The sequence below is a fragment of the Pseudomonas neustonica genome, from assembly GCF_003797945.1.
Lineage (GTDB): Bacteria > Pseudomonadota > Gammaproteobacteria > Pseudomonadales > Pseudomonadaceae > Halopseudomonas > Halopseudomonas neustonica.
In genome coordinates, this window is the sequence record NZ_RKKU01000006.1 from 105,308 (window position 1) to 125,370 (window position 20,063).

The 20,063-nt window shown below is 56.8% G+C and carries 16 protein-coding genes and 2 tRNA genes; 7 read left to right on the forward strand and 11 right to left on the reverse strand.

Features of this window, described 5'->3' with window-relative positions; translation table 11 throughout:
* Positions 1–52: 52 nt before the first annotated feature.
* Positions 53–128: transfer RNA gene (locus EF096_RS07420), tRNA-His, on the reverse strand.
* A 35-nt stretch (positions 129–163) separates the two neighbouring features.
* Positions 164–240: transfer RNA gene (locus EF096_RS07425), tRNA-Arg, on the reverse strand.
* A 321-nt stretch (positions 241–561) separates the two neighbouring features.
* Here EF096_RS07425 and folD point away from each other — a divergent pair.
* Positions 562–1,416: a bifunctional methylenetetrahydrofolate dehydrogenase/methenyltetrahydrofolate cyclohydrolase FolD gene (gene folD, locus EF096_RS07430; RefSeq protein ID WP_123888993.1), complete on the forward strand. Its 855-nt coding sequence runs from the start codon at positions 562–564 to the stop codon at positions 1,414–1,416.
* Positions 1,417–1,467: 51 nt separating this feature from the next.
* Here folD and EF096_RS07435 read toward each other — a convergent pair whose 3' ends face one another.
* The 6 genes from EF096_RS07435 to EF096_RS07460 form a co-directional block, all read right to left on the reverse strand.
* Positions 1,468–2,256 (reverse strand): SDR family oxidoreductase, encoded by a 789-nt coding sequence (locus EF096_RS07435; protein WP_123888994.1) that lies wholly within the window; start codon positions 2,254–2,256, stop codon positions 1,468–1,470.
* Positions 2,257–2,409: 153 nt separating this feature from the next.
* The gene (prpF, locus tag EF096_RS07440) at positions 2,410–3,597 is read right to left on the reverse strand and encodes a 2-methylaconitate cis-trans isomerase PrpF (protein ID WP_123888995.1); all 1,188 of its coding nucleotides are present in this window, start codon (positions 3,595–3,597) and stop codon (positions 2,410–2,412) included.
* Between the two features lie 355 nt (positions 3,598–3,952).
* Positions 3,953–6,544, reverse strand: a complete 2,592-nt coding sequence (acnD, locus tag EF096_RS07445) for a Fe/S-dependent 2-methylisocitrate dehydratase AcnD (RefSeq protein ID WP_123888996.1) — start codon at positions 6,542–6,544, stop codon at positions 3,953–3,955.
* The gene (gene prpC / locus EF096_RS07450; protein ID WP_123888997.1) at positions 6,544–7,707 is read right to left on the reverse strand and encodes a bifunctional 2-methylcitrate synthase/citrate synthase; all 1,164 of its coding nucleotides are present in this window, start codon (positions 7,705–7,707) and stop codon (positions 6,544–6,546) included. Before prpC ends, acnD begins: the two co-directional genes overlap by 1 nt.
* A 92-nt stretch (positions 7,708–7,799) precedes the next feature.
* Positions 7,800–8,684: a methylisocitrate lyase gene (gene prpB, locus EF096_RS07455; RefSeq protein WP_218565737.1), complete on the reverse strand. Its 885-nt coding sequence runs from the start codon at positions 8,682–8,684 to the stop codon at positions 7,800–7,802.
* Complete coding sequence (locus EF096_RS07460; protein WP_235869661.1) at positions 8,684–9,391, reverse strand: GntR family transcriptional regulator; 708 nt, start codon at positions 9,389–9,391, stop codon at positions 8,684–8,686. The genes prpB and EF096_RS07460 overlap by 1 nt, the downstream gene beginning before the upstream one ends.
* Before the next feature lie 307 nt (positions 9,392–9,698).
* Here EF096_RS07460 and rloB point away from each other — a divergent pair, with 307 nt between their 5' ends.
* From rloB to pabB, 3 genes are read left to right on the forward strand one after another with little or no spacing between them, the layout of a single operon-like run.
* Positions 9,699–11,225 (forward strand): osmotic stress tolerance membrane protein RloB, encoded by a 1,527-nt coding sequence (gene rloB / locus EF096_RS07465; RefSeq protein WP_123889000.1) that lies wholly within the window; start codon positions 9,699–9,701, stop codon positions 11,223–11,225.
* A 9-nt stretch (positions 11,226–11,234) separates the two neighbouring features.
* Complete coding sequence (locus EF096_RS07470; RefSeq protein WP_123889001.1) at positions 11,235–12,248, forward strand: alpha-L-glutamate ligase-like protein; 1,014 nt, start codon at positions 11,235–11,237, stop codon at positions 12,246–12,248.
* A gap of 18 nt (positions 12,249–12,266) precedes the next feature.
* Entirely contained in the window at positions 12,267–13,610 is a 1,344-nt protein-coding gene (pabB, locus tag EF096_RS07475) for an aminodeoxychorismate synthase component I (RefSeq protein ID WP_123889002.1), read from the forward strand.
* A 69-nt stretch (positions 13,611–13,679) separates the two neighbouring features.
* On the opposite strand, the gene EF096_RS07480 is transcribed toward pabB, so the two are convergent.
* Positions 13,680–15,053, reverse strand: a complete 1,374-nt coding sequence (locus EF096_RS07480) for a spinster family MFS transporter (protein WP_123889003.1) — start codon at positions 15,051–15,053, stop codon at positions 13,680–13,682.
* A gap of 512 nt (positions 15,054–15,565) precedes the next feature.
* Between EF096_RS07480 and EF096_RS07485 the strand changes: the two genes are divergently transcribed.
* The 3 genes from EF096_RS07485 (at position 15,566) to tal (ending at position 18,238) form a co-directional block, all read left to right on the forward strand.
* The gene (locus EF096_RS07485; RefSeq protein WP_123889004.1) at positions 15,566–15,868 is read left to right on the forward strand and encodes a DUF2845 domain-containing protein; all 303 of its coding nucleotides are present in this window, start codon (positions 15,566–15,568) and stop codon (positions 15,866–15,868) included.
* Between the two features lie 336 nt (positions 15,869–16,204).
* Complete coding sequence (gene dusA / locus EF096_RS07490) at positions 16,205–17,248, forward strand: tRNA dihydrouridine(20/20a) synthase DusA (protein WP_123889005.1); 1,044 nt, start codon at positions 16,205–16,207, stop codon at positions 17,246–17,248.
* A gap of 39 nt (positions 17,249–17,287) precedes the next feature.
* Positions 17,288–18,238 (forward strand): transaldolase, encoded by a 951-nt coding sequence (gene tal / locus EF096_RS07495; protein WP_123889006.1) that lies wholly within the window; start codon positions 17,288–17,290, stop codon positions 18,236–18,238.
* Here the strand turns inward: tal and rssC are convergent.
* Both rssC and EF096_RS07505 read right to left on the reverse strand, forming a co-directional pair.
* Positions 18,227–18,712 (reverse strand): anti-sigma factor antagonist RssC, encoded by a 486-nt coding sequence (gene rssC, locus EF096_RS07500; protein WP_123889048.1) that lies wholly within the window; start codon positions 18,710–18,712, stop codon positions 18,227–18,229. The genes tal and rssC overlap by 12 nt on opposite strands.
* A complete protein-coding gene (locus EF096_RS07505) occupies positions 18,712–19,902 on the reverse strand; it encodes a PP2C family protein-serine/threonine phosphatase (protein WP_123889007.1) in 1,191 nt (396 codons plus the stop codon). The genes rssC and EF096_RS07505 overlap by 1 nt, the downstream gene beginning before the upstream one ends.
* Between the last annotated feature and the right edge of the window lie 161 nt (positions 19,903–20,063).

The following is a 20,063-nucleotide window of genomic DNA, read 5'->3' on the forward strand; positions in this document are numbered from 1 at the left end:
GTAAAGCTAATAGTAAAACGCCAGGCCGTAAGCCTGGCGTTTTACAGAATAATGGGGTGGATGATGGGGATCGAACCCACGACAACAGGAGTCACAATCCTGTGCTCTACCAACTGAGCTACACCCACCACTATTCACTTCAACATTCCACACCTTCGCGCAATGGCGCACCCGGCAGGACTCGAACCTGCGACCATCCGCTTAGAAGGCGGATGCTCTATCCAGCTGAGCTACGGGCACCTGTTGCACATGGTAGATGATGAAACATCATCGGCATGTCCGAATGATTTTTGTGACAATCATTCGGTGGAGCCTGGTCACCTTCCAAACCGGTATCGCTGTGTTTGTGAAGCGGGGCAAATAATACTTAGCGCGCCCCTCCACGTCAACGTCAAAGAGCAATTTTTTTAGTCAGATGAGTAGCTTAACGCACTCAATGGCTCCTAAAGGCAGGCCGCACCCAACTTATTGGCCTTTTCTGGCAATCGACCATGATCGGTCTTTTGCCCCGCTACCCTGCCATGCGACAATAGGCGGAATATTTTCTGCGTCAGGAACCCCATGAACGCCCAACTCATTGATGGCAAGCAGATTGCCGCCAACCTCCGCAAGGATATCGCCAGCCAGGTCACTGAACGAAAAAACCAAGGCCTTCGCCTGCCGGGCCTGGCAGTGATCCTGGTCGGTAGCGACCCAGCTTCCGAAGTCTATGTGTCACACAAGCGCAAGGACTGCGACGAGGTCGGTTTTATTTCCCGCTCGCACGATCTGCCCTCCAGCACCACGCAAGAGCAACTGTTGCAGCTGATTGATGATCTGAACGATGATCCGGAGATCGACGGCATTCTGGTCCAGCTGCCACTGCCAGCGCATCTAGAAGCGTCACAGCTGCTTGAGCGCATTCGCCCCGATAAGGACGTGGACGGCTTTCACCCCTACAACATTGGCCGTCTGGCGCAGCGTATGCCGCTGCTGCGCCCCTGCACGCCCATGGGCATCATCAAGCTGCTGAAGAGCACAGGGGTCGACCTCTATGGCCTGGACGCCACCGTGGTAGGTGCATCCAACATCGTCGGCCGCCCGATGGCGCTAGAGCTGCTGCTGGCCGGCTGCACTACCACGATCACTCACCGCTTTACCAAGAGCCTTGAAGACCACGTGCGCCGCTCCGATCTGGTTGTGGTCGCTGCAGGCAAGCCTGGACTGGTTAAAGGTGAGTGGATCAAACCCGGCGCTATCGTGGTCGACGTAGGCATCAACCGCATGGAAGATGGTCGCTTGGTCGGTGACGTAGAGTTCGGCGCTGCTGCCGAGCGCGCCAGCTGGATTACTCCGGTACCCGGTGGCGTTGGCCCCATGACCCGCGCCTGCCTACTGGAAAACACCTTGCACGCCTGTGCTCACCTGCACAGCTGACACCCAGCGCAGCGATAAGTAAAACGCCCGGCTCAATGCCGGGCGTTTGCGTTACAGGTTACCGGTTTTACCGCCATCTATCGGCAAGTTGATGCCGTTGATGTAGGCCGCCGCGGGTGAGGCCAGAAACCCTGCCGCATTAGCAAACTCCTCAGGCGCGGCAAAGCGACCAACCGGGATGCTTGCCTGCATGACCTGAGTCACCTGTTCAACCGTTTTACCACTGGCCTTGGCCGAATGCGCAATCAGGCTATCCAGGCGCGGAGTGCTGGTCAGGCCGGGCAGCAGATTATTGACGGTGATACCGTCAATGGCCAGCTCGGCTGCCAGAGTTTTCGCCCAATTAGCCATCGCCGCACGAATGGTATTCGAGACACCCAGGTTAGCGATTGGCTGCTTCACCGAAGTAGAGAGCACATTGAGGATGCGGCCGTAACCGGCTTCGCGCATGCCCGGCAGGAGCAGCTGGAGCAGCACCTGAGCGCTGACCATATGCTGGGTGAAAGCATCGGCATACTCTTGCGGATCTGCACTATTGGCCGGTCCTGGCGCGGGACCACCGGTATTATTAAGCCAGATATGAATAGCACCACCCTGCTCCAGCTCAAACCCGACAACCTCGGCAAGCGCCTTACTATCGTATGCATCTACGGCAAGAAAACCATGCTCTTGCCCATGCCTGGCTGGCAGACGGGTGCAGATGGCCTGCAATTTATCAGCAGAGCGCGCCATCAGCACCACCTCGGCACCCTGCTCCGCAAGCTGATAGGCGCAGGCCTCACCCAGTCCCTGACTGCCGCCGCATACCAACGCTCGCTTACCAACCAAGTCCAGATTCATGACGAACTCCCTATCGAGTGAATGTAATCCGATACATTAGCACGCAGTTGAAGTAGCGCCAGCACGCCCAATCAGCTGCGACCATCAGTGCAACTGACTGGGCAGCTTGACCGACAACACCGCTCAGAGGCTTAACAAGACGGCAGCATCAACTCAAAGTGCATCGCCCGGCACCCGCACCCAACCTTCCATGAGAATTCGCGCACTGCGACTCATCACCGCCTTGGTCACGTTCCACTCCCCTTTTATTTGACGCGCCTCCGCACCTACCCGAAGCGAGCCTGAGGGGTGGCCGAAGGTCACAGCGGTTCGCTCGCCGCCACCGGCGACCAGGTTCACCAGCGTGCCGGGGATGGCCGCGGCGGTGCCGATGGCTACCGCACAGGTACCCATCATGGCGTGATGCAGCTTGCCCATGGACAGCGCGCGCACCAGCAGGTCGACATCGGCGGCCTTGATCTCCTTGCCGCTGGACGCACGATAGCTCTTGGGCGTCGAAACAAAGGCGACCTTGGGCGTATGTTGGCGCTTGAGCGCTTCTTCCGGCGCATTGATCAACCCCATACGCAAGGCCCCGGCCACGCGGATAGCCTCCAGACGCGCCAGTGCGGCAGGGTCGCCATTGATATCCTCACGCAGCTCAGTGCCCTTATAGCCAATATCTTCGGCGTTGACGAATACCGTGGGGATACCGGCGGTAATCATGGTGGCCTTGAAAGTACCAATACCCGGCACCTCGAGTTCATCCACCAGATTACCCGTGGGAAACATGGAGCCACCCTCTTCGCCATCATCGGAAGGATCGATAAACTCCAGTACGATTTCAGCAGCTGGAAAGGTCACACCGTCCAGTTCGAAATCACCGGTTTCCTGCACCTGGCCATTGCTGACTGGCACATGGGCGATAATGGTTTTCTGGATATTGGCCTGCCAGATACGCACTACGCAGGTGCCGTTCTCGGGAATACGGGCAGGGTCAACCAGTCCAGCATGAATGGCGAACGCGCCAGCACCGGTCGACAGGTTGCCGCAGTTACCGCTCCAATCGACAAAGGCGCTGTCGATCGAGACCTGGCCATAAAGATAATCAACGTCGTGGTCGGGCTGACTACTGGCAGACAGAATCACGCATTTGCTGGTGCTGGAGGTGGCGCCGCCCATGCCGTCGGTGTGGGCACTGTATGGGTCTGGGCTGCCGATCACGCGCAGGAAGAGCTTGTCGCGCGCTGCACCTGGGGTCTGGCAGTCTTGGGGGAGGTCTTGCAGGCGAAAGAAGACGCCTTTGCTGGTGCCGCCACGCATGTAGGTGGCGGGGATGCGGATTTGGGGTGCATTGGACATGCTGGTTACTCCTGAAACGGTGGTGTCACTGGGCACGGTGACAGGTGATACCGATGGGTAAGTTACTCATATTTTGGTTTCGCCTTTATGGCGAGTCAGGGGAAATGCTTGTCCATTTCCCCTAACAACCCCTAGGACACCCCGACTATGCGGCCCTTCGGGTTCGCTGCGTTGCTCGGCCTGCCGGGGCCCTGCGGAACTCGCTTCGCTCAGACAGTCCTCGGGCTTTATCCCGACCGCCCTGCGCTACTCGCCCGCCTAGATGGGGACTGTGGGTCCGTGCATATGGGCGAGATTATCGCGCTTGTCCAAACCAACTGCGTAAACAAAAGCCCCGGCCTTGCCGGAGCTCTGTTTATACCGCTTCGGCCAACAGGTCTTTGGCAAACTTTTGCAGGATGCCGCCACTGGAATACACCGAGAGTTCTTCGGCGGTATCCAGGCGGCTGAGTGCTGGCACGCGCTCGACATCGCCATTCTTGCGATGAATCACCAGCGTTAGCATGCTGCGCGGCGCGGGAGTGCCTTCTACATCGAAGATTTCGGTGCCGTCGAGCCCCAAGGTCTTGCGTGTGGTGCCTTCTTCAAACTGCAGAGGCATTACCCCCATGCCGATCAGGTTAGTGCGGTGAATGCGCTCAAAGCCCTCAGCGACGATCACTTCTACACCTGCCAGCGCCACACCCTTGGCGGCCCAGTCACGGGATGAACCCTGACCGTAGTCGGCGCCTGCGATGATGATCAGCGGCTGCTTGCGCTCCATGTAGGTCTCGATTGCCTCCCACATGCGCAACACCTTGCCTTCCGGCTCGACCCGCGCCAACGACCCCTGAATCGGCTGACCCTGCTCGTCGGTGACCATTTCATTCCATAGCTTGGGGTTGGCCAGCGTCGCGCGCTGCGCTGTTAGGTGATCGCCACGGTGCGTTGCATAGGAATTGAAGTCTTCCTCAGGCAAACCCATTTTGTGCAGGTAGGCACCGGCTGCGCTGTCCAGCAGGATGGCGTTGGACGGTGACAGGTGGTCGGTGGTGATGTTGTCCGGCAGGATCGCCAGTGGGCGCATGCCTTTCATCTCACGCTGACCGGCCATATTGCCTTCCCAATAAGGGGGGCGGCGAATATAGGTGCTTTGCGGGCGCCAGTCGTACAGCGGTGGTGTTTTTGCCTCAGTCTCGCGGGTGATGTCGAACATCGGAATGTAGACCTCACGGAACTGCGAGGGCTTGACCGCCGATTTGACGATGGCGTCGATCTCTTCATCAGCTGGCCAGATGTCTTTCAGAGTAATCGGGTTGCCCTGCTGGTCATACCCCAGCACATCCTTTTCGATATCGAAGCGGATGGTACCGGCAATCGCGTAGGCCACTACCAGCGGCGGCGAGGCCAGAAAGGCCTGCTTGGCATAGGGGTGAATACGCCCGTCAAAATTGCGGTTACCCGAGAGCACGGCGGTAGCGTAAAGATCACGCTCGATCACCTCTTTCTGGATCACCGGGTCCAGCGCGCCCGACATACCGTTACAGGTAGTACAGGCAAAGGCGACCACATCAAAACCCAGCTGCTGCAACTCCGTCAGCAGGCCGGACTCCTCCAGATACATTTTCACCGTCTTGGAGCCGGGCGCCAGCGAACTCTTGACCCAAGGCTTGCGCAGCAGACCCAGGCGATTGGCATTACGCGCCAGCAGACCGGCACCAATAATATTGCGCGGATTGGAGGTGTTGGTGCAGCTGGTAATAGCGGCGATAATTACCGCGCCATCGGGCATCAAACCCTCTTCGCTATCCCAGTGCTTGGCGATACCACGACTGCTCAATTCGGACACCGGCAGCAGCGCGTGCGGATTGGATGGTCCGGCCATGTTGCGGGTAACCGTGGACAGGTCAAAGCGCAGCACGCGCTCATAATCGACCTCTTGCAGCGTATCCGCCCAGAAACCGGCCTCTTTTGCGTACTGCTCGACCAGCGCGACCTGCTCGTCTTCACGGCCGGTCAGCTTGAGGTATTCGATGGTCTGGTTGTCGATAAAGAACATACCCGCGCTGGCGCCGTATTCGGGCGTCATGTTGGCGATGGTCGCGCGATCGCCCAGCGACAGGCTGTTGGCACCCTCACCAAAGAACTCCAGATAAGCACCCACCACGCGCTCGCGGCGCAGAAATTCGGTCAGCGCCAGCACCAGGTCGGTACCGGTAATGCCCGGCTTCAGCTTGCCGCTCAACTCGACCCCGACAATTTCGGGCAGACGCATCATCGACGGATTGCCGAGCATTACGTTCTCGGCTTCCAATCCACCCACACCAACGGAGATGACGCCCAGCGCATCAACCATGGGCGTGTGGCTATCGGTACCCACACAGGTATCCGGAAAGGCAACGCCATCACGCACCTGCACCACCGGCGACATTTTCTCCAGGTTGATCTGATGCATGATGCCGTTGCCAGGCGGAATCACATCAACGTTGTCGAACGCCGTCTTGGTCCAGTTGATGAAGTGGAAGCGATCTTCGTTGCGGCGGTCTTCTACTGCCCGGTTCTTGGCGAAAGCGTCCGGCTCGAAGCCGGGGTGCTCGACGGCCAGCGAGTGATCAACAATCAGCTGAGTAGGCACCACGGGATTGACCTTGGTCGGATCACCGCCCTGCTCGGCGATAATATCGCGCAGCCCGGCCAGATCCACCAACGCGGTCTGGCCCAGAATGTCGTGGCATACCACACGCGCCGGATACCAGGGAAAGTCCAGGGTGGTCTGTCGTTCGATCAACTGATTGAGTGACGCCGTCAAATCGGCTGGGGCGCAGCGGCGAACCAGTTGCTCAGCGAGAACCCGCGAGGTGTAGGGCAGCTTTGCCCAGGCGCCCTGCTTGATCGCATCGACTGCCTCACGGGCGTCGAAATAATCCAGTGCCGTGCCCGGCAGGGGTTTGCGGTATTGGCTGTTCATTACTTACGATCCTTGAGCGGCACAAAGGCCACATCTTCAGGGCCAACATAGTTGGCGCTTGGACGAATAATCTTGCCGTCGATACGCTGCTCAATCACGTGACTGGACCAGCCGGAAGTACGCGCAATCACAAACAGCGGCGTAAACATGGCGGTCGGGATGCCCATCATGTGATAGCTGACAGCACTGAACCAATCGAGGTTGGGGAACATCTTCTTGATATCCCACATGATGGTTTCCAGCCGCTCGGCGATGTCATACATCTTGGTATTGCTTTGCTCTTCGGACAATTCGCGCGCGACCTCTTTGATCACCTTGTTGCGCGGATCAGACACGGTGTACACCGGGTGCCCGAAGCCGATGACCACTTCTTTCTTTTCAACGCGGGCGCGGATATCCGCCTCGGCTTCATCCGGGTTGTCGTAGCGCTTCTGGATTTCAAAGGCGACTTCGTTGGCGCCACCGTGCTTGGGACCACGCAGCGCGCCAATGCCGCCAGCAATGCACGAATGCATGTCAGAACCCGTGCCGGCGATCACGCGAGTGGTAAAGGTAGACGCGTTAAACTCATGCTCTGCGTACAGATTAAGACTGGTGTGCATAGCGCGCACCCAGGAATCACGGGGCTTCTCACCGTGCAGCAGATGCAGGAAGTGACCACCGATGGAGTCGTCGTCGGTTTGCACATCAATACGCTTGCCGTTGTGGCTGAAGTGATACCAGTACAGCAGCATGGAACCAAAAGACGCCATCAGCTTGTCGGCAATATCGCGGGCACCCGGATGGTTATGATCATCCTTCTCCGGCGACACGCAGCCCAGCACTGACACACCGGTGCGCATCACATCCATAGGATGGGCCGACGGCGGCAGCTGCTCCAGCGCGGCCATGACCGACGCAGGCAGACCGCGCAGCGCTTTCAGCTTGGCCTTGTAGGTGGCAAGCTCGGAAACGGTAGGTAACTTGCCATGCACCAGCAGATGCGCGATTTCTTCAAATTCACAGGTGTTGGCAACATCCAGAATATCGTAGCCACGGTAATGCAGATCATTACCGCTGCGGCCAACGGTGCATAGCGCAGTATTACCGGCGGCGGTGCCGCTGAGGGCGACGGATTTTTTGGGCTTGAAAGCTGGCGCTGGATTCTCGGGGGTAGAGCTCATGGCGTTAGTCTCCTCACGGATCGTTCTTGTAATGTGCAGCGGCCCCGCACGGAAGGAGCGGGGCTAGGCTAGATGATCAGCTAAATAAAAAGTTACTTCTTGCCGGCGGCAAAGAGCGCGTCGAGTTTCTCTTCAAACGCGTGATAACCGATGCGGTCATACAACTCCGCACGAGTCTGCATGCTATCGACTACGTTCTGCTGATGACCTTCCTGGCGAATGCTGGTGTAGACGTTTTCCGCCGCTTTATTGGCTGCACGGAAGGCTGACAGCGGGTACAACTGAATAGCGACACCCACAGAGGCAAGTTCATCGCGGGTAAACAAGGGCGTTGCGCCAAACTCGGTGATGTTCGCCAGAATCGGCACATTCAGCTCTTTAACGAAGCGCTCATATGTCGGCAGGTCGTAGGCTGCTTCTGCGAAGATCCCATCGGCACCCGCTTCAACATAGGCTTTGCAACGCTCGATGGCGGCATCAACACCTTCTGCCTGAATAGCATCGGTACGCGCAATCAGGAAAAAGCTGGGGTCAGTCTTGGCATCCGCCGCCGCCTTGATGCGATTAACCATTTCCTCGGTAGAGACAATCTCCTTGCCGGGACGGTGACCGCAACGCTTGGCACCTACCTGATCTTCGATGTGCGCCGCACCGGCACCCGCTTTGATCAGACTTTTAACCGTACGCTCGATATTGAAGGCGCTCGGCCCAAAGCCGGTGTCGATATCGACCAGCAGCGGCAGATCACATACATCGGTGATACGGCGCACATCAATCAGCACGTCTTCCAGGGTATTGATGCCCAGATCAGGCATACCCAGGGACCCGGCGGCAACACCGCCACCGGAGAGATAAATCGCCTTGAAACCAGCGCGCTTGGCCAGCAACGCGTGATTGGCGTTAATGGCACCAATAACCTGCAGTGGTTGCTCTGCAGCAATGGCGTCGCGGAAACGTTGACCTGGGGTTTTCTGCATCAGACTTTCCCTCCTGAGGAAGTGACGGAGTCGCCCTGCTCTTGCATACGGCGCTCGATATTGCGGCGAGATGCGCTGATATGTCGGCGCATCAGCATTTCCGCGAGTTCGCCATCGCGATCGGCAATGGCTTGAATAATATTGTGGTGCTCGGCAAACGCCTGCTGCGGTCGCTTGGGCGTGGTCGAGAAGCGGTAGCGATACATGCGTACCAGGTGATAAAGCTCATCACAGAGCATATTGCTCAGCGTGCGATTCTTGCTGCCCTGAACGATCAGAAAGTGAATATCCAGATCACCTTCCTGCTGATAGTACGACTTGTTTTCCTTGAGGCCGCTGTGTTGCTCGTGCATGGCCAGTACGTCACGCAGCGCCTGAATGTCTTCATCGCTCATATTCTGCGCTGCCAGCCGGCAAGCCATGCCTTCAAGTGCTTCACGCACGTGGTACAGCTCGATCAGCTCCTCGTAGCTCAACGACACCACCCGCACTCCGGCGTGCGGAATGCGTACCACCAGACGGCGACCCTCGAGCCGACGAATAGCCTCACGCAGCGGGCCGCGGCCAATACCAAAGGTGGTTGATAGATATTGCTCGCTGATACGCGTGCCGGGGGCAATGTCGCCTTTGACAATAGCGGACTGAATCTGGCGAAAGGCTCCGTCAGACAGGGTTTTAGTGGGTTCTTCCAGTTCAACTTCAGTCAATTGTAGACAATCCTTAGTCAGAAACGAGAAAACGTCTGAATTTTGCGCCCTTAATCAGCGCATTGTCAACAATACGCAAGGCATTGGATAGTCTATTCTGGAATAACGTAGTCGCCAGCCCAGGCTGGTGACATGGTAGCGACAGGATTGTCGACAATCGCTAAAAAGCGACGTTGCAATACACCGCACATAACCTGTACGCAGCCTCTACGAGGCAGCGCAGGGTCATGCTAATATGCCGCCAGCGTGCCGAGCCTCTGCCAGATTTTCAGGGCAACGCCGACTTACAACAGACGTTGAGAGAACTATGCAATCAATAAATCTGCACCTGAAAATCCTGATCGCCGTTTTGGTCAGTCTGGGCATCCTTATTACCGGCTATCAAATTTACTTCCTTGATATTCCTGTTACCGAAGACGAAACCGACGACATCTGGAGCCTGGATGCCAAAGTCGAATTCAGAGCGTCTCCCGGCACCCCGCTGAAAGCGCAGTTTTACATACCGCCGTTGAATCAAGAGTACGTCAGCCTTAATGAAAGCTTTATTTCAAACAACTACGGCGTCAGCGTAAACAGCCAGAACGGCAACCGTCGCGTCACCTGGTCATCGCGCCGCGGTAGCGGCACCCAAACGCTCTACTATCGCCTGGTACTTACCAAGCGCTACAGCGAAGAGCCAGCCAAAGCCGCCCCACCAGCGCCGCGTCAGCCGATCCCACTAGAAGGGCCGGAGCAAGTCGCCGCCGATGCGCTGATCAATCCTATTCGCCAGCATTCGGCTGATATTGAAACCTTTATCAGCGAAACCATTCGCCGGGTAAATGACATCACCGACGATAACGTCAAGCTGCTGCTGAACGGTGGCACCAGCCCCATGGATAAAGCCCGCGTTATCGACCTGCTGCTATCCAACGCGCGCATCCCGCTGGAAATGGTCCACACCATTCGCCTGGAGAATACCGATGCGCAAAGCCCCGAGCTATGGCTACGCAGCTACAACGGCGAACGCTGGCTGTACTTCCACCCGGAAACCGGGCAACAGGGTATGCCTGATAACCGCCTCGTTTGGTGGACCGGTAGCCAGCCCTTGCTGGCAGTTGAAGGCGGGCGTCAAAGCAACGTAACCCTGACCGTCACCAACAGCGAAATGAATGCGCTGCGTCTGGCCAAGCTAACCACCGAAAACCGCGCATCAGCCCTGCTTGAATACTCCTTGTATGGTCTGCCACTGCAGGCCCAGCGCGTCTATCAGGTAATGATCATGATCCCGATTGGGGTATTGGTTATTCTGGTATTGCGCAACCTGATCGGCATGCAAACCCTGGGCACCTTTACTCCCGTACTGATCGCCCTTGCCTTCCGTGAAACCGAGATCGGTTGGGGTATCGCACTCTTTACGCTGATTACCGCCCTGGGTCTGTCACTGCGCTCCTACCTCGAACATCTGAAACTGCAGATGCTGCCGCGCCTATCGGTCGTATTGACCTTTGTGGTGCTGGTTATTGCTGCGATCAGCCTGTTCAGCCATAAACTGGGTATGGAAAAAGCCTTGGCTGTGTCGCTGTTCCCGATGGTGATTCTGACCATGACCATTGAACGTCTGTCGATCACCTGGGAAGAGCGCGGTGCCGGTCAATCGCTGAAAGCGGCAGTAGGCACCATGATTGCGGCCACCCTGGCGCACCTGCTGATGAGCATTCCGGAGCTGACCTACTTCGTCTTCACCTTCCCGGCCGTACTGCTGATTCTGGTTGGCTTCATGCTTGCCATGGGTCGCTACCGCGGTTACCGCCTGACCGAACTTGTGCGCTTCAAGGCGCTTAACAAGGGCTGAGGAGTCGACATGTTCTTCTGGAAAACCTGGAAAGCGCTGGCCGACAACGGCGTGATGGGCATCAACCGTCGCAATGCCGACTATGTGCTCAAGTACAACAAGCGGCACCTGTATCCGGTGGTGGACGATAAGATCCTCACCAAGGAGCGCGCTATTGCCGCCGGCATTCACGTACCGGAAATGTACGGCATTATCGAGACCGAAAAAGATTTTGATACCTTTGACAGCATCGTCGCCAATCATAACGACTTTGTCATCAAACCAGCTCAGGGCGCCGGCGGCGACGGCATCATCGTCATCGCCGACCGCTTTGAAGGTATGTTTAAAACGGTCTCGGGCAAAATCATCAGCCGCGACGAAATTGGCCATCACATCTCCAGTATCCTGTCGGGGCTGTATTCGCTCGGCGGCCATCGTGATCGCGTACTGATCGAGTACCGGGTCAGCCCGGACCAGATTTTCAAGAGCATCAGTTACGAAGGCGTGCCGGATATCCGCATTATCTGTCTGATGGGCTACCCGGTGATGGCCATGCTGCGTCTGCCAACGCGCCAGTCAGGCGGCAAGGCCAACCTGCACCAAGGCGCCATTGGCGTAGGTGTCGATTTGGGCTGCGGCATGACACTCAAGGGTACCTGGCTGAACAAGATCATCAGCAAGCATCCGGACACCACTAACCCGGTAGATGGCGTTCAGCTGCCTGACTGGGATGGTTTCATGCGTCTGGCCGCCTCCTGCTACGAGTTATCCGGTCTGGGCTATATCGGCGTAGACCTGGTATTGGACCAGGACCAAGGACCGCTGATTCTGGAACTGAACGCCCGACCAGGGTTGAATATCCAGATTGCTAACGACGCAGGCCTTACCGCGCGCTGCCACGCTGTCGAGCATCACTTGGCGAGACTGAAAAAAGAAGGACGGACCGAGAACGCAGAAGAACGGGTCGCCTTCTCGCAGAAACACTTTGCGAAAAACCTCGACCGCACGCCTCCCGCAGACAACAGCACCGCCGAGTCAGCATGAAGGCGAACGTGCAACGGCATGCCTGAGTATCGTCTCAGCGAACTGCAGTACCAACCGGACCCCATTCCCTGGCTAAACGCTGTCAGGGGCTTGGGTCAGCCGGTACTCCTGGACTCAGCGGATAATCGCACCCACCTTGGTCGCTATAGCATCCTCAGTGCTGGCCCTCTGCGCCGCATTACACCGCACGGCGATGCCACACAAACCCTGAACAGCCTGCGTGAAGCCTTGCGCGAGCTAGGTCCAGCCACCTGGCCTGAGGATCGCCAATTACCCTTTGGTGCCGGCGCCATTGGCTACCTGGCGTACGATTACGGCCGCCAACTGGAGATGCTGCCCAGTATCGCCAGGCAGGACATTACCCTACCCGACCTCAGCTTTGCCTTATACGACTGGAGCCTGGTGACCGATCACCACGCGCAGCGCAGTTGGTTGGTGTGTCACCCCCATGTCGACAGCCAGCGCCAACAGATGCTGCTTGACTGCCTGCGCCGATCTCATGCTCTGCCCACCGCGTTTTATCTGCGCGCGCCATTCAAAGCAGAGCAATCGCGCGCTGAATACGCAGCTGCTTTCACGCGTATTCAGGACTACATTCAGGCTGGTGACTGTTACCAGATCAACCTGGCGCAGCGTTTCAGCACCGGCTTTGCCGGGGACCCACTGAGTGCCTATGCACAGCTACGCGAAGCCTCGCCGACCCCCTTTTCAGCCTATCTCGAAACGCCGGAAGCAACGCTACTCAGCCTGTCCCCTGAGCGCTTTATTGAAGTCCGCGACGGCCACGTGGAAACGCGCCCGATCAAAGGCACCCGACCACGCGGAAGCACCACAGAACAGGACCTGTCCCTGGCACGTGAGCTGCAGGAGTGCAGCAAGGATCGAGCGGAGAATCTGATGATCGTAGATCTGCTACGCAACGACCTGGGGCGCAACTGCTTACCCGGTAGCATTCGTGTACCTGAACTTTTCAGCCTGGAAAGCTACCCTAACGTACACCATCTGGTGAGCAGTATTACCGGCCAGTTGCGCCCCGAGTGCGATGCTATCAATCTATTGCAAAGTGCCTTTCCGGGCGGCTCGATCACTGGCGCACCAAAAATTCGCGCCATGCAGATCATTGAAGAACTGGAGCCCGTGCGGCGCAGCCTTTATTGCGGCAGCGTGGGCTACATTGGCTGCGAAGGTCAGTTGGATCTCAACATCGCCATTCGCAGCCTGGTCTGTGCTAATCAGCAGGTGTATTGCTGGGGTGGCGGTGGCATCGTAGCGGACTCGGACGTCGACGCCGAATATCAGGAAACACTGACTAAGATCGACAACCTTTTACGCGCGTTAGCGGTTCAGGCACGGGACCGCTAGAACAACCGCCACCCTCCCCTCACATTGCGCCGTGGACAGGCAGCGCACCACTGCGCTGCCGACGTGCTATCAAGCTGATGCGCCTGCGCCGAGCGCTGCGGCATCGTCGTCATCCAGTTGCTGCGCATCACTCGCCATGGTCGCTTCCATCTTCTGCCGGTCAACAACGAAGCTGCGTGAAGCCACTATCAGCGCCGCCATTGCCAGCAATAGCGCCACGGGAATCAGCAACATGGCATCGTGCAGCCCTTGCGCCTTGAAGGACTCATTCATCTCGGCCGCCCCCGCTGCCACGCGCGCTGCCTCAGCAAAATGGTCCGACAGCAGCCCCACCACCAGCGGGCCCATGCCGCCACCGAACAGGTACAAGCCGGCGAAGAACAACGCCACTGCGGTAGCGCGCAGACGCGGCTCGATTACATCCTGAATGGCGGTATATACGCTGGTGAAGTAGTTGTAAGAAAACAGCCAGCCGAAGGCAAACACAGCGACGAAAACGCCAATCGCTATTTCGCCAGCCATTAACGCGTAACCGGTTGCCAAGGCAGAAATCAGCATACTGATCGCGCCAAACCAAAGTCGGCCAGTGGCCCAGCGCTGATGCACCTTATCGGCCACCCAACCACCCAGGGTCAGGCCAAACAGGCCGGTCACACCAACGATCACACCCGTTGCGACCGCGGCCTGCTGTAGCGGCATATCGAAGTAGCGCTGCAGCATGGGCACCATGAAGGTGTTGCAGGCGTAGGAAGCAAAGTTGTAGGCCAACCCTGCCATGGTCAGCCACCAGAAGGTGCGGACGGCAAAGATCTTGCGGATCGGGTTGGCTACCGGGGCCGTGCTAGTCCTGACGGTTTCCGCAGCGCCGCGCGCTGGCTCCTTGATAAAGAAGATGAACACCGCCAGCAGCAAACCCGGCAGCGCCGCAATAAAGAAAGGCGCGCGCCAGCTTCCGAAAGCCTCAACCATCGCCCCTACGGTAAAGAACGCAAGCAGCAGACCCAGTGGCAAGCCGAGCATGAATATGCCCATGGCGCGGGCGCGCTTGTGTGCCGGGAACAGATCCCCCAGTAGTGAATTGGCCGCCGGCGCGTAACTCGCCTCACCAATGCCCACCCCCATACGAATCAGCAGGAAGCTCCAGAAGTTCCAGGCAGCGCCCGTCATTGCTGTGAAGCCACTCCAGGCAACCAGCCCCCAGCCCATGATCTTGCGCCGTGAGCCGACGTCGGCCATGCGCCCTAGCTGAATACCCGCCAGGGCATACACCACGGTAAATACGGTACCGCCAAGCCCCAACTGAAAGTCGCTCAGATCCCATTCCAGGCGCAGCGGCTCGATGATGATGGCCGGGATGGTACGATCGAAGAAATTGAACATATTGGCCAGGAAAAGCAGGAAGAGGACCCGCCAGGCGTTCCTGGCTTGCTGGGACTGCTGCATGGGAAGCTACCTTCTATTGTTATTGTGCCGAGACTCGCCGCTGACTAATGACCAGAACCGCTCTGGTACGCATCTTTGCTGAAAGAAACAAACCGAACGTTAATAGGTCTTACTCGCAGTCTGTACCCAATTGCCTGATCACCGGAAGCAATAGACATCCGCATGATCAGCATGTCATCAGCAGTATGAATAACAGATAAGGTCACGCCCGAGAACAGTGCCGAAAGAGCCCTCAGCTGGCACCCTACAACGCCTTGAATAACAGCGCGCGCACCACTTTTTTGCCGTATCAGTCCTGCCGGACGCAAAAAAACCTCCGCTCGGCGGGATATAACTCAGCTATTCCTGGGTCATAGGTAACACCGTCAGCCCCACGTAACTCATATCCTTTTACAACGGGAATAACGTGCCAAGTGCAATATCCAGATTGTGTTGCTAAGTTAGGCAAAGTGGGCAAAGTGGGCAAAGTAAGACGGATAAAAAATGATTTAAAACAGGGAGAGTCCAAACACATGAGAAAAACCACCAACATCTGTATAGCGCTGGCAATGACCGCGTTCTCGTTCTCTGCCAGCGCAGGATTGCGCTGTGACAACGGGCTGGTTTCCGAAGGAGATACCACACTGGAAGTTGAGCTGAAGTGCGGCAAGCCGGTGAACTCCTCAGTCACCAACCCTGCCACGGATGCGGACGGCAACCTCCTAGAGGGCGGAGCTACAGTAGAGCGCTGGGTTTACGGTCCAAATAACGGCATGTATCGCTATCTTCGCTTCGTCGACGGCACACTGGTCGATATCGATAGCAAGCGCCAATAAGCTGTCTTTGCCTCGTCAGCTCGACCAGTGATAAAACCACTACTAGCGGGTTTACAGGCTAGTGGGCTGTCAGGCCGCACCATCCGGCTCTGGCAGCCCAAAACACAGCACCACTGCTAACACTAAAGCCACTCGCTCCCACTGGACTGCTAATACGTTGAACCAGCCAGCCTGGAGTCAAAAGACGCGCTTTCCTGATAAACTAGCAAACCCCGGCAACCGTTACGGAGTTGCACTGGGTAACTCGATTTTCCGCTTTTGTGCGCAGTGATTTCGCGGCGCCTGTCAAAAGCACGTGAAAACGGCAGCAAACAAGCACTAAACAGGCACCCAGCAATGCACCCAAACCAACCATCCAGCCCAGCAACCACGCGCCCCGAGCCCAATCGCCGCTTCTCCGTTGCGCCGATGATGGATTGGACTGACCGGCATTATCGTTACTTCGCCCGGCTGATCACGCGCCATGCGTTGCTATATACCGAGATGGTGACCACCGGCGCCATTATCCATGGCGATCGCTCACGCTTTCTGGGGTTCAACCCTGAGGAGCATCCGCTTGCGCTGCAGCTCGGTGGCAGTAATGCCGATGAATTGGGCCAGTGCGCGGCGCTAGCCGAGCAGGCAGGTTTTGCTGAAGTAAATCTGAATGTTGGCTGTCCTAGCGACCGGGTGCAAAACAACTTGATTGGCGCCTGTCTGATGGGCCACCCGCAATTGGTTGCCGATGGCGTCAAAGCCATGCGCGACGCTTGCCAAATACCGGTGACGGTTAAACACCGCATCGGCATTAACGGCCGCGACAGCTACGCAGAGCTCTGTGATTTCGTTGGGCAGGTACATGAGGCTGGCTGCACCACCTTTGCTGTGCATGCGCGAATTGCCATCCTTGAGGGGCTGTCACCTAAAGAGAATCGCGACGTACCTCCACTGAAATACGACGTAGTACACCAGTTGAAGCGTGACTTTCCACAGCTGGAAATCCTGCTTAACGGCGGTTTGACCGACCTAGAGGTGATGCAGCAGCATTTACAAGATCTCGATGGCGTCATGGTCGGACGTGAGGCTTACCACAACCCCTATATGATGGCTGAGGTTGATCATCGTTTCTACGCGGACGACACCCCGCCATTATCCCGTCTTGAGATTATGGCCAGGATGCGACCCTACATCGCCCGCCACATCGAGCAGGGTGGCGTTATGAATCACGTTACGCGGCACATTCTTGGACTATTTCAAGGCTTACCCGGTGCACGGCATTTCCGGCGCCAGCTAAGCAGTGCCATTCATAAGACCGATCAGCCACTGGCGCTCTATGATCAGTTACTGGACGATATGACACTGCGCCAGCAGCCACGCGATTGCGAGCGTCAGCCCGCTTGAGGTAAGGTCAAGGCAATCTGTCGACGCATACGGAATGCCATGAGCTCAAAACTGGAAAGTCTTAAACAACACACGCTGATCGTCGCCGACACTGGCGACATTGAAGCCATTCGCACCTTGCAGCCGGTAGACGCGACTACCAACCCCTCCCTGCTGCTGAAGGCGGCAGAGCAGCCAAGCTACAGCCCTTTGCTTGATCAGGTAATAGCTGACGCCAGGAGCGCTACCAATCCGGTAGCCGAAGCCTGCGATCGCTTTGCCGTTGCGGTCGGTAGTGAAATCATCAAGCTGATCCCTGGCCGCATCTCAACCGAGGTAGATGCACGCCTGTCATTTGATCGCCCTGCAACGCTGAAAAAAGCCATTGAGCTAATCGAGCGCTATGAACGTGCAGGCGTCACTCGCGACCGCGTTCTGATCAAGATCGCCTCCACGTGGGAAGGCATTCAGGCCGCGGCTGAGCTAGAGCGAGAAGGCATTCAGTGCAACCTCACCCTGCTCTTCTCCTTTGCTCAGGCCAAGGCCTGCGCCGACGCTGGTGTTTTTCTGATTTCACCCTTCGTGGGTCGTATCTACGATTGGTACAAAAAACAGGAAGGGCGCGATTTCAGCGGCCTGGATGATCCAGGCGTGCAATCCGTCGCGCGAATTTACCGATACTACAAGAAGCATCTGTATAACACCGTTGTCATGGGCGCCAGCTTCCGCAATATGGGACAGATAGAGGCGTTGACCGGTTGTGACCGACTCACCATCAGTCCCGCGTTATTGCAGAGCCTGAAGGATGAGGACGGCGTATTAACGCCCTCCTCGCTGCTGACCAACGGGCAGGTAGATGAACGCGATATTTTGAATGAAAGTCGCTTCCGCTGGCAGCATAATGAAGATGCTATGGCCACAGAGAAACTGGCAGAAGGCATACGCGCCTTTGCTGCCGATCAGGTCAAGTTGGAAAAACTGGTTATTGCTCGACTGGAATCAGGCGTCTGATTCCAGTGCGCTGACCAGGTCACGGAAGGCTTCGCGGTTATTCTCATTAAGCTGCATCAAAATATGATGCGCTTCGAGCACCTTCTTTTTGACCTTGTCTTCAGACAGGATCTGCCCAGGCAGATCCTGTAATTCGGCGCAGGTCGGCGTAGTTTCCGGCACGATATTGAATACCTGATCAAAGCCCATGCTTTGCAGCAGACGATTCATATCATCGTGATTGGACACCAGCGTCGGTAGAAATCCCACCTTTTGCTTGGACAGGATCGACAGTTTGGCCAGCAAGCCAAGCGAGGTACTGTCTATGCCTTCGGTTTCAGTCAGATCAATCACAATCGACTCAAAGCTCAAGACACTGAAAATCTTTTCGATATAGGCATCCAGCGCCGCGCACAGCGTCAGCCTGACGTCACCAATGAACTTGAGTACAAAGGTGCCCTGCGATTCCGCAAACTGGATCTTGCCAGTAGTCATCATTCTGCGTTCCTGCCTAACACCAAAACGGAAATATCATCGGGCATGGTCTTGTTGGGGTCGATACCCAAACCAGCCATCAACCCACGCAACGCGCCACCTGACTCGGCAAACAACTGAGGTAGCCGCGCCTCCTTCTCTTTCAGCGTAGTACCTTCAAGGCAATCCAACACGCCATCCGAACATAGCGCCAGACTAAACTGCGCTGGCAAGTCAATCACCTCGTCCTGATACTCGGCGTCTTCAAACAAACCAACCGGCCGTCCCCTGCCTTGCAGGTAACTCGCCTCGCCATCAGCAAAAATTACCGGCAACGGCAAGTGCCCACCAATACTGTAAGTCAGGGTTTGCTGCTGCTCATCAATCACACCGCCCAGCATAGTGACATGCTTGCCCAAATTACAGGCAATAAGGCTGCGGTTGATATGGCTAAGCACATCGGAAGGCTTGAATTCGATACGGCCAGAACTCTCTGCCTTACGCTGCTCATACATCAAACGCGTGGTCATGAACTTGAGCAACACTGTCACGAAGGCAGAGGAAGATCCGTGCCCGGAGACGTCCGCCAGATAAAAGGCCAGCTGACTGTCGGACACGCGAAAGTAGTCAACAAAGTCGCCAGACAGATAAAGCGAGGGGATCAAACGGTGCTCGAAGCGGTACTCGCCACTAGCCCAAGGCGATGCCGGGAGCATGTTCAGCTGCACCTGATGGCCGGCAGCCTGGTCATCACGCAATTCCTTGAGATGGTTTTCGAGCTCGCGATTAGCACGTTCAAGACGCTCTCTAATACGCTGATTTTCCAAACTCAGGCGAGAGCGCTCAAGCGAGCGGGCCACGGCGTGCTCAAGAACAACCAGATCATCAAGGGGTTTAATCAGATAATCGCTGGCACCCAGGCGCAGCGCTTCAACCACATCAGCCATGACGCCGTCGGCGGATATGACAATAACCGGCATATCCTGATCGCGCTCGGTGATCTCGCGAACCAGGGCAAAACCACTATTATCACCCAGGTGAAGATCACACAGCACCAGGCCCGGGCGCTGCGCATTGAAGATCGCAAGCCCCTCGCTGGCATCTCTGGCCTGCAGGACATCATATCCACCACGTTCCATATGCGCTGAAATGCGCTGCCGAACGTGATCATCGTCGTCAATCACCAGCAGTGTCGTGCCTGGAAGCTGCATAGAGTCCCTACGTCATTGTCATGGAGCGCGGCTAAAGCCATGACCACAGGGTGGAGAGCCAAAATCAGGTAAAAACCTGATGTTTTCAAGGGCCAAACAGTACTCCCATCCGTACCAGCAAGCAACCGTTACCCGCTGAGCCGGTGGCGCTTGTCTCCGAG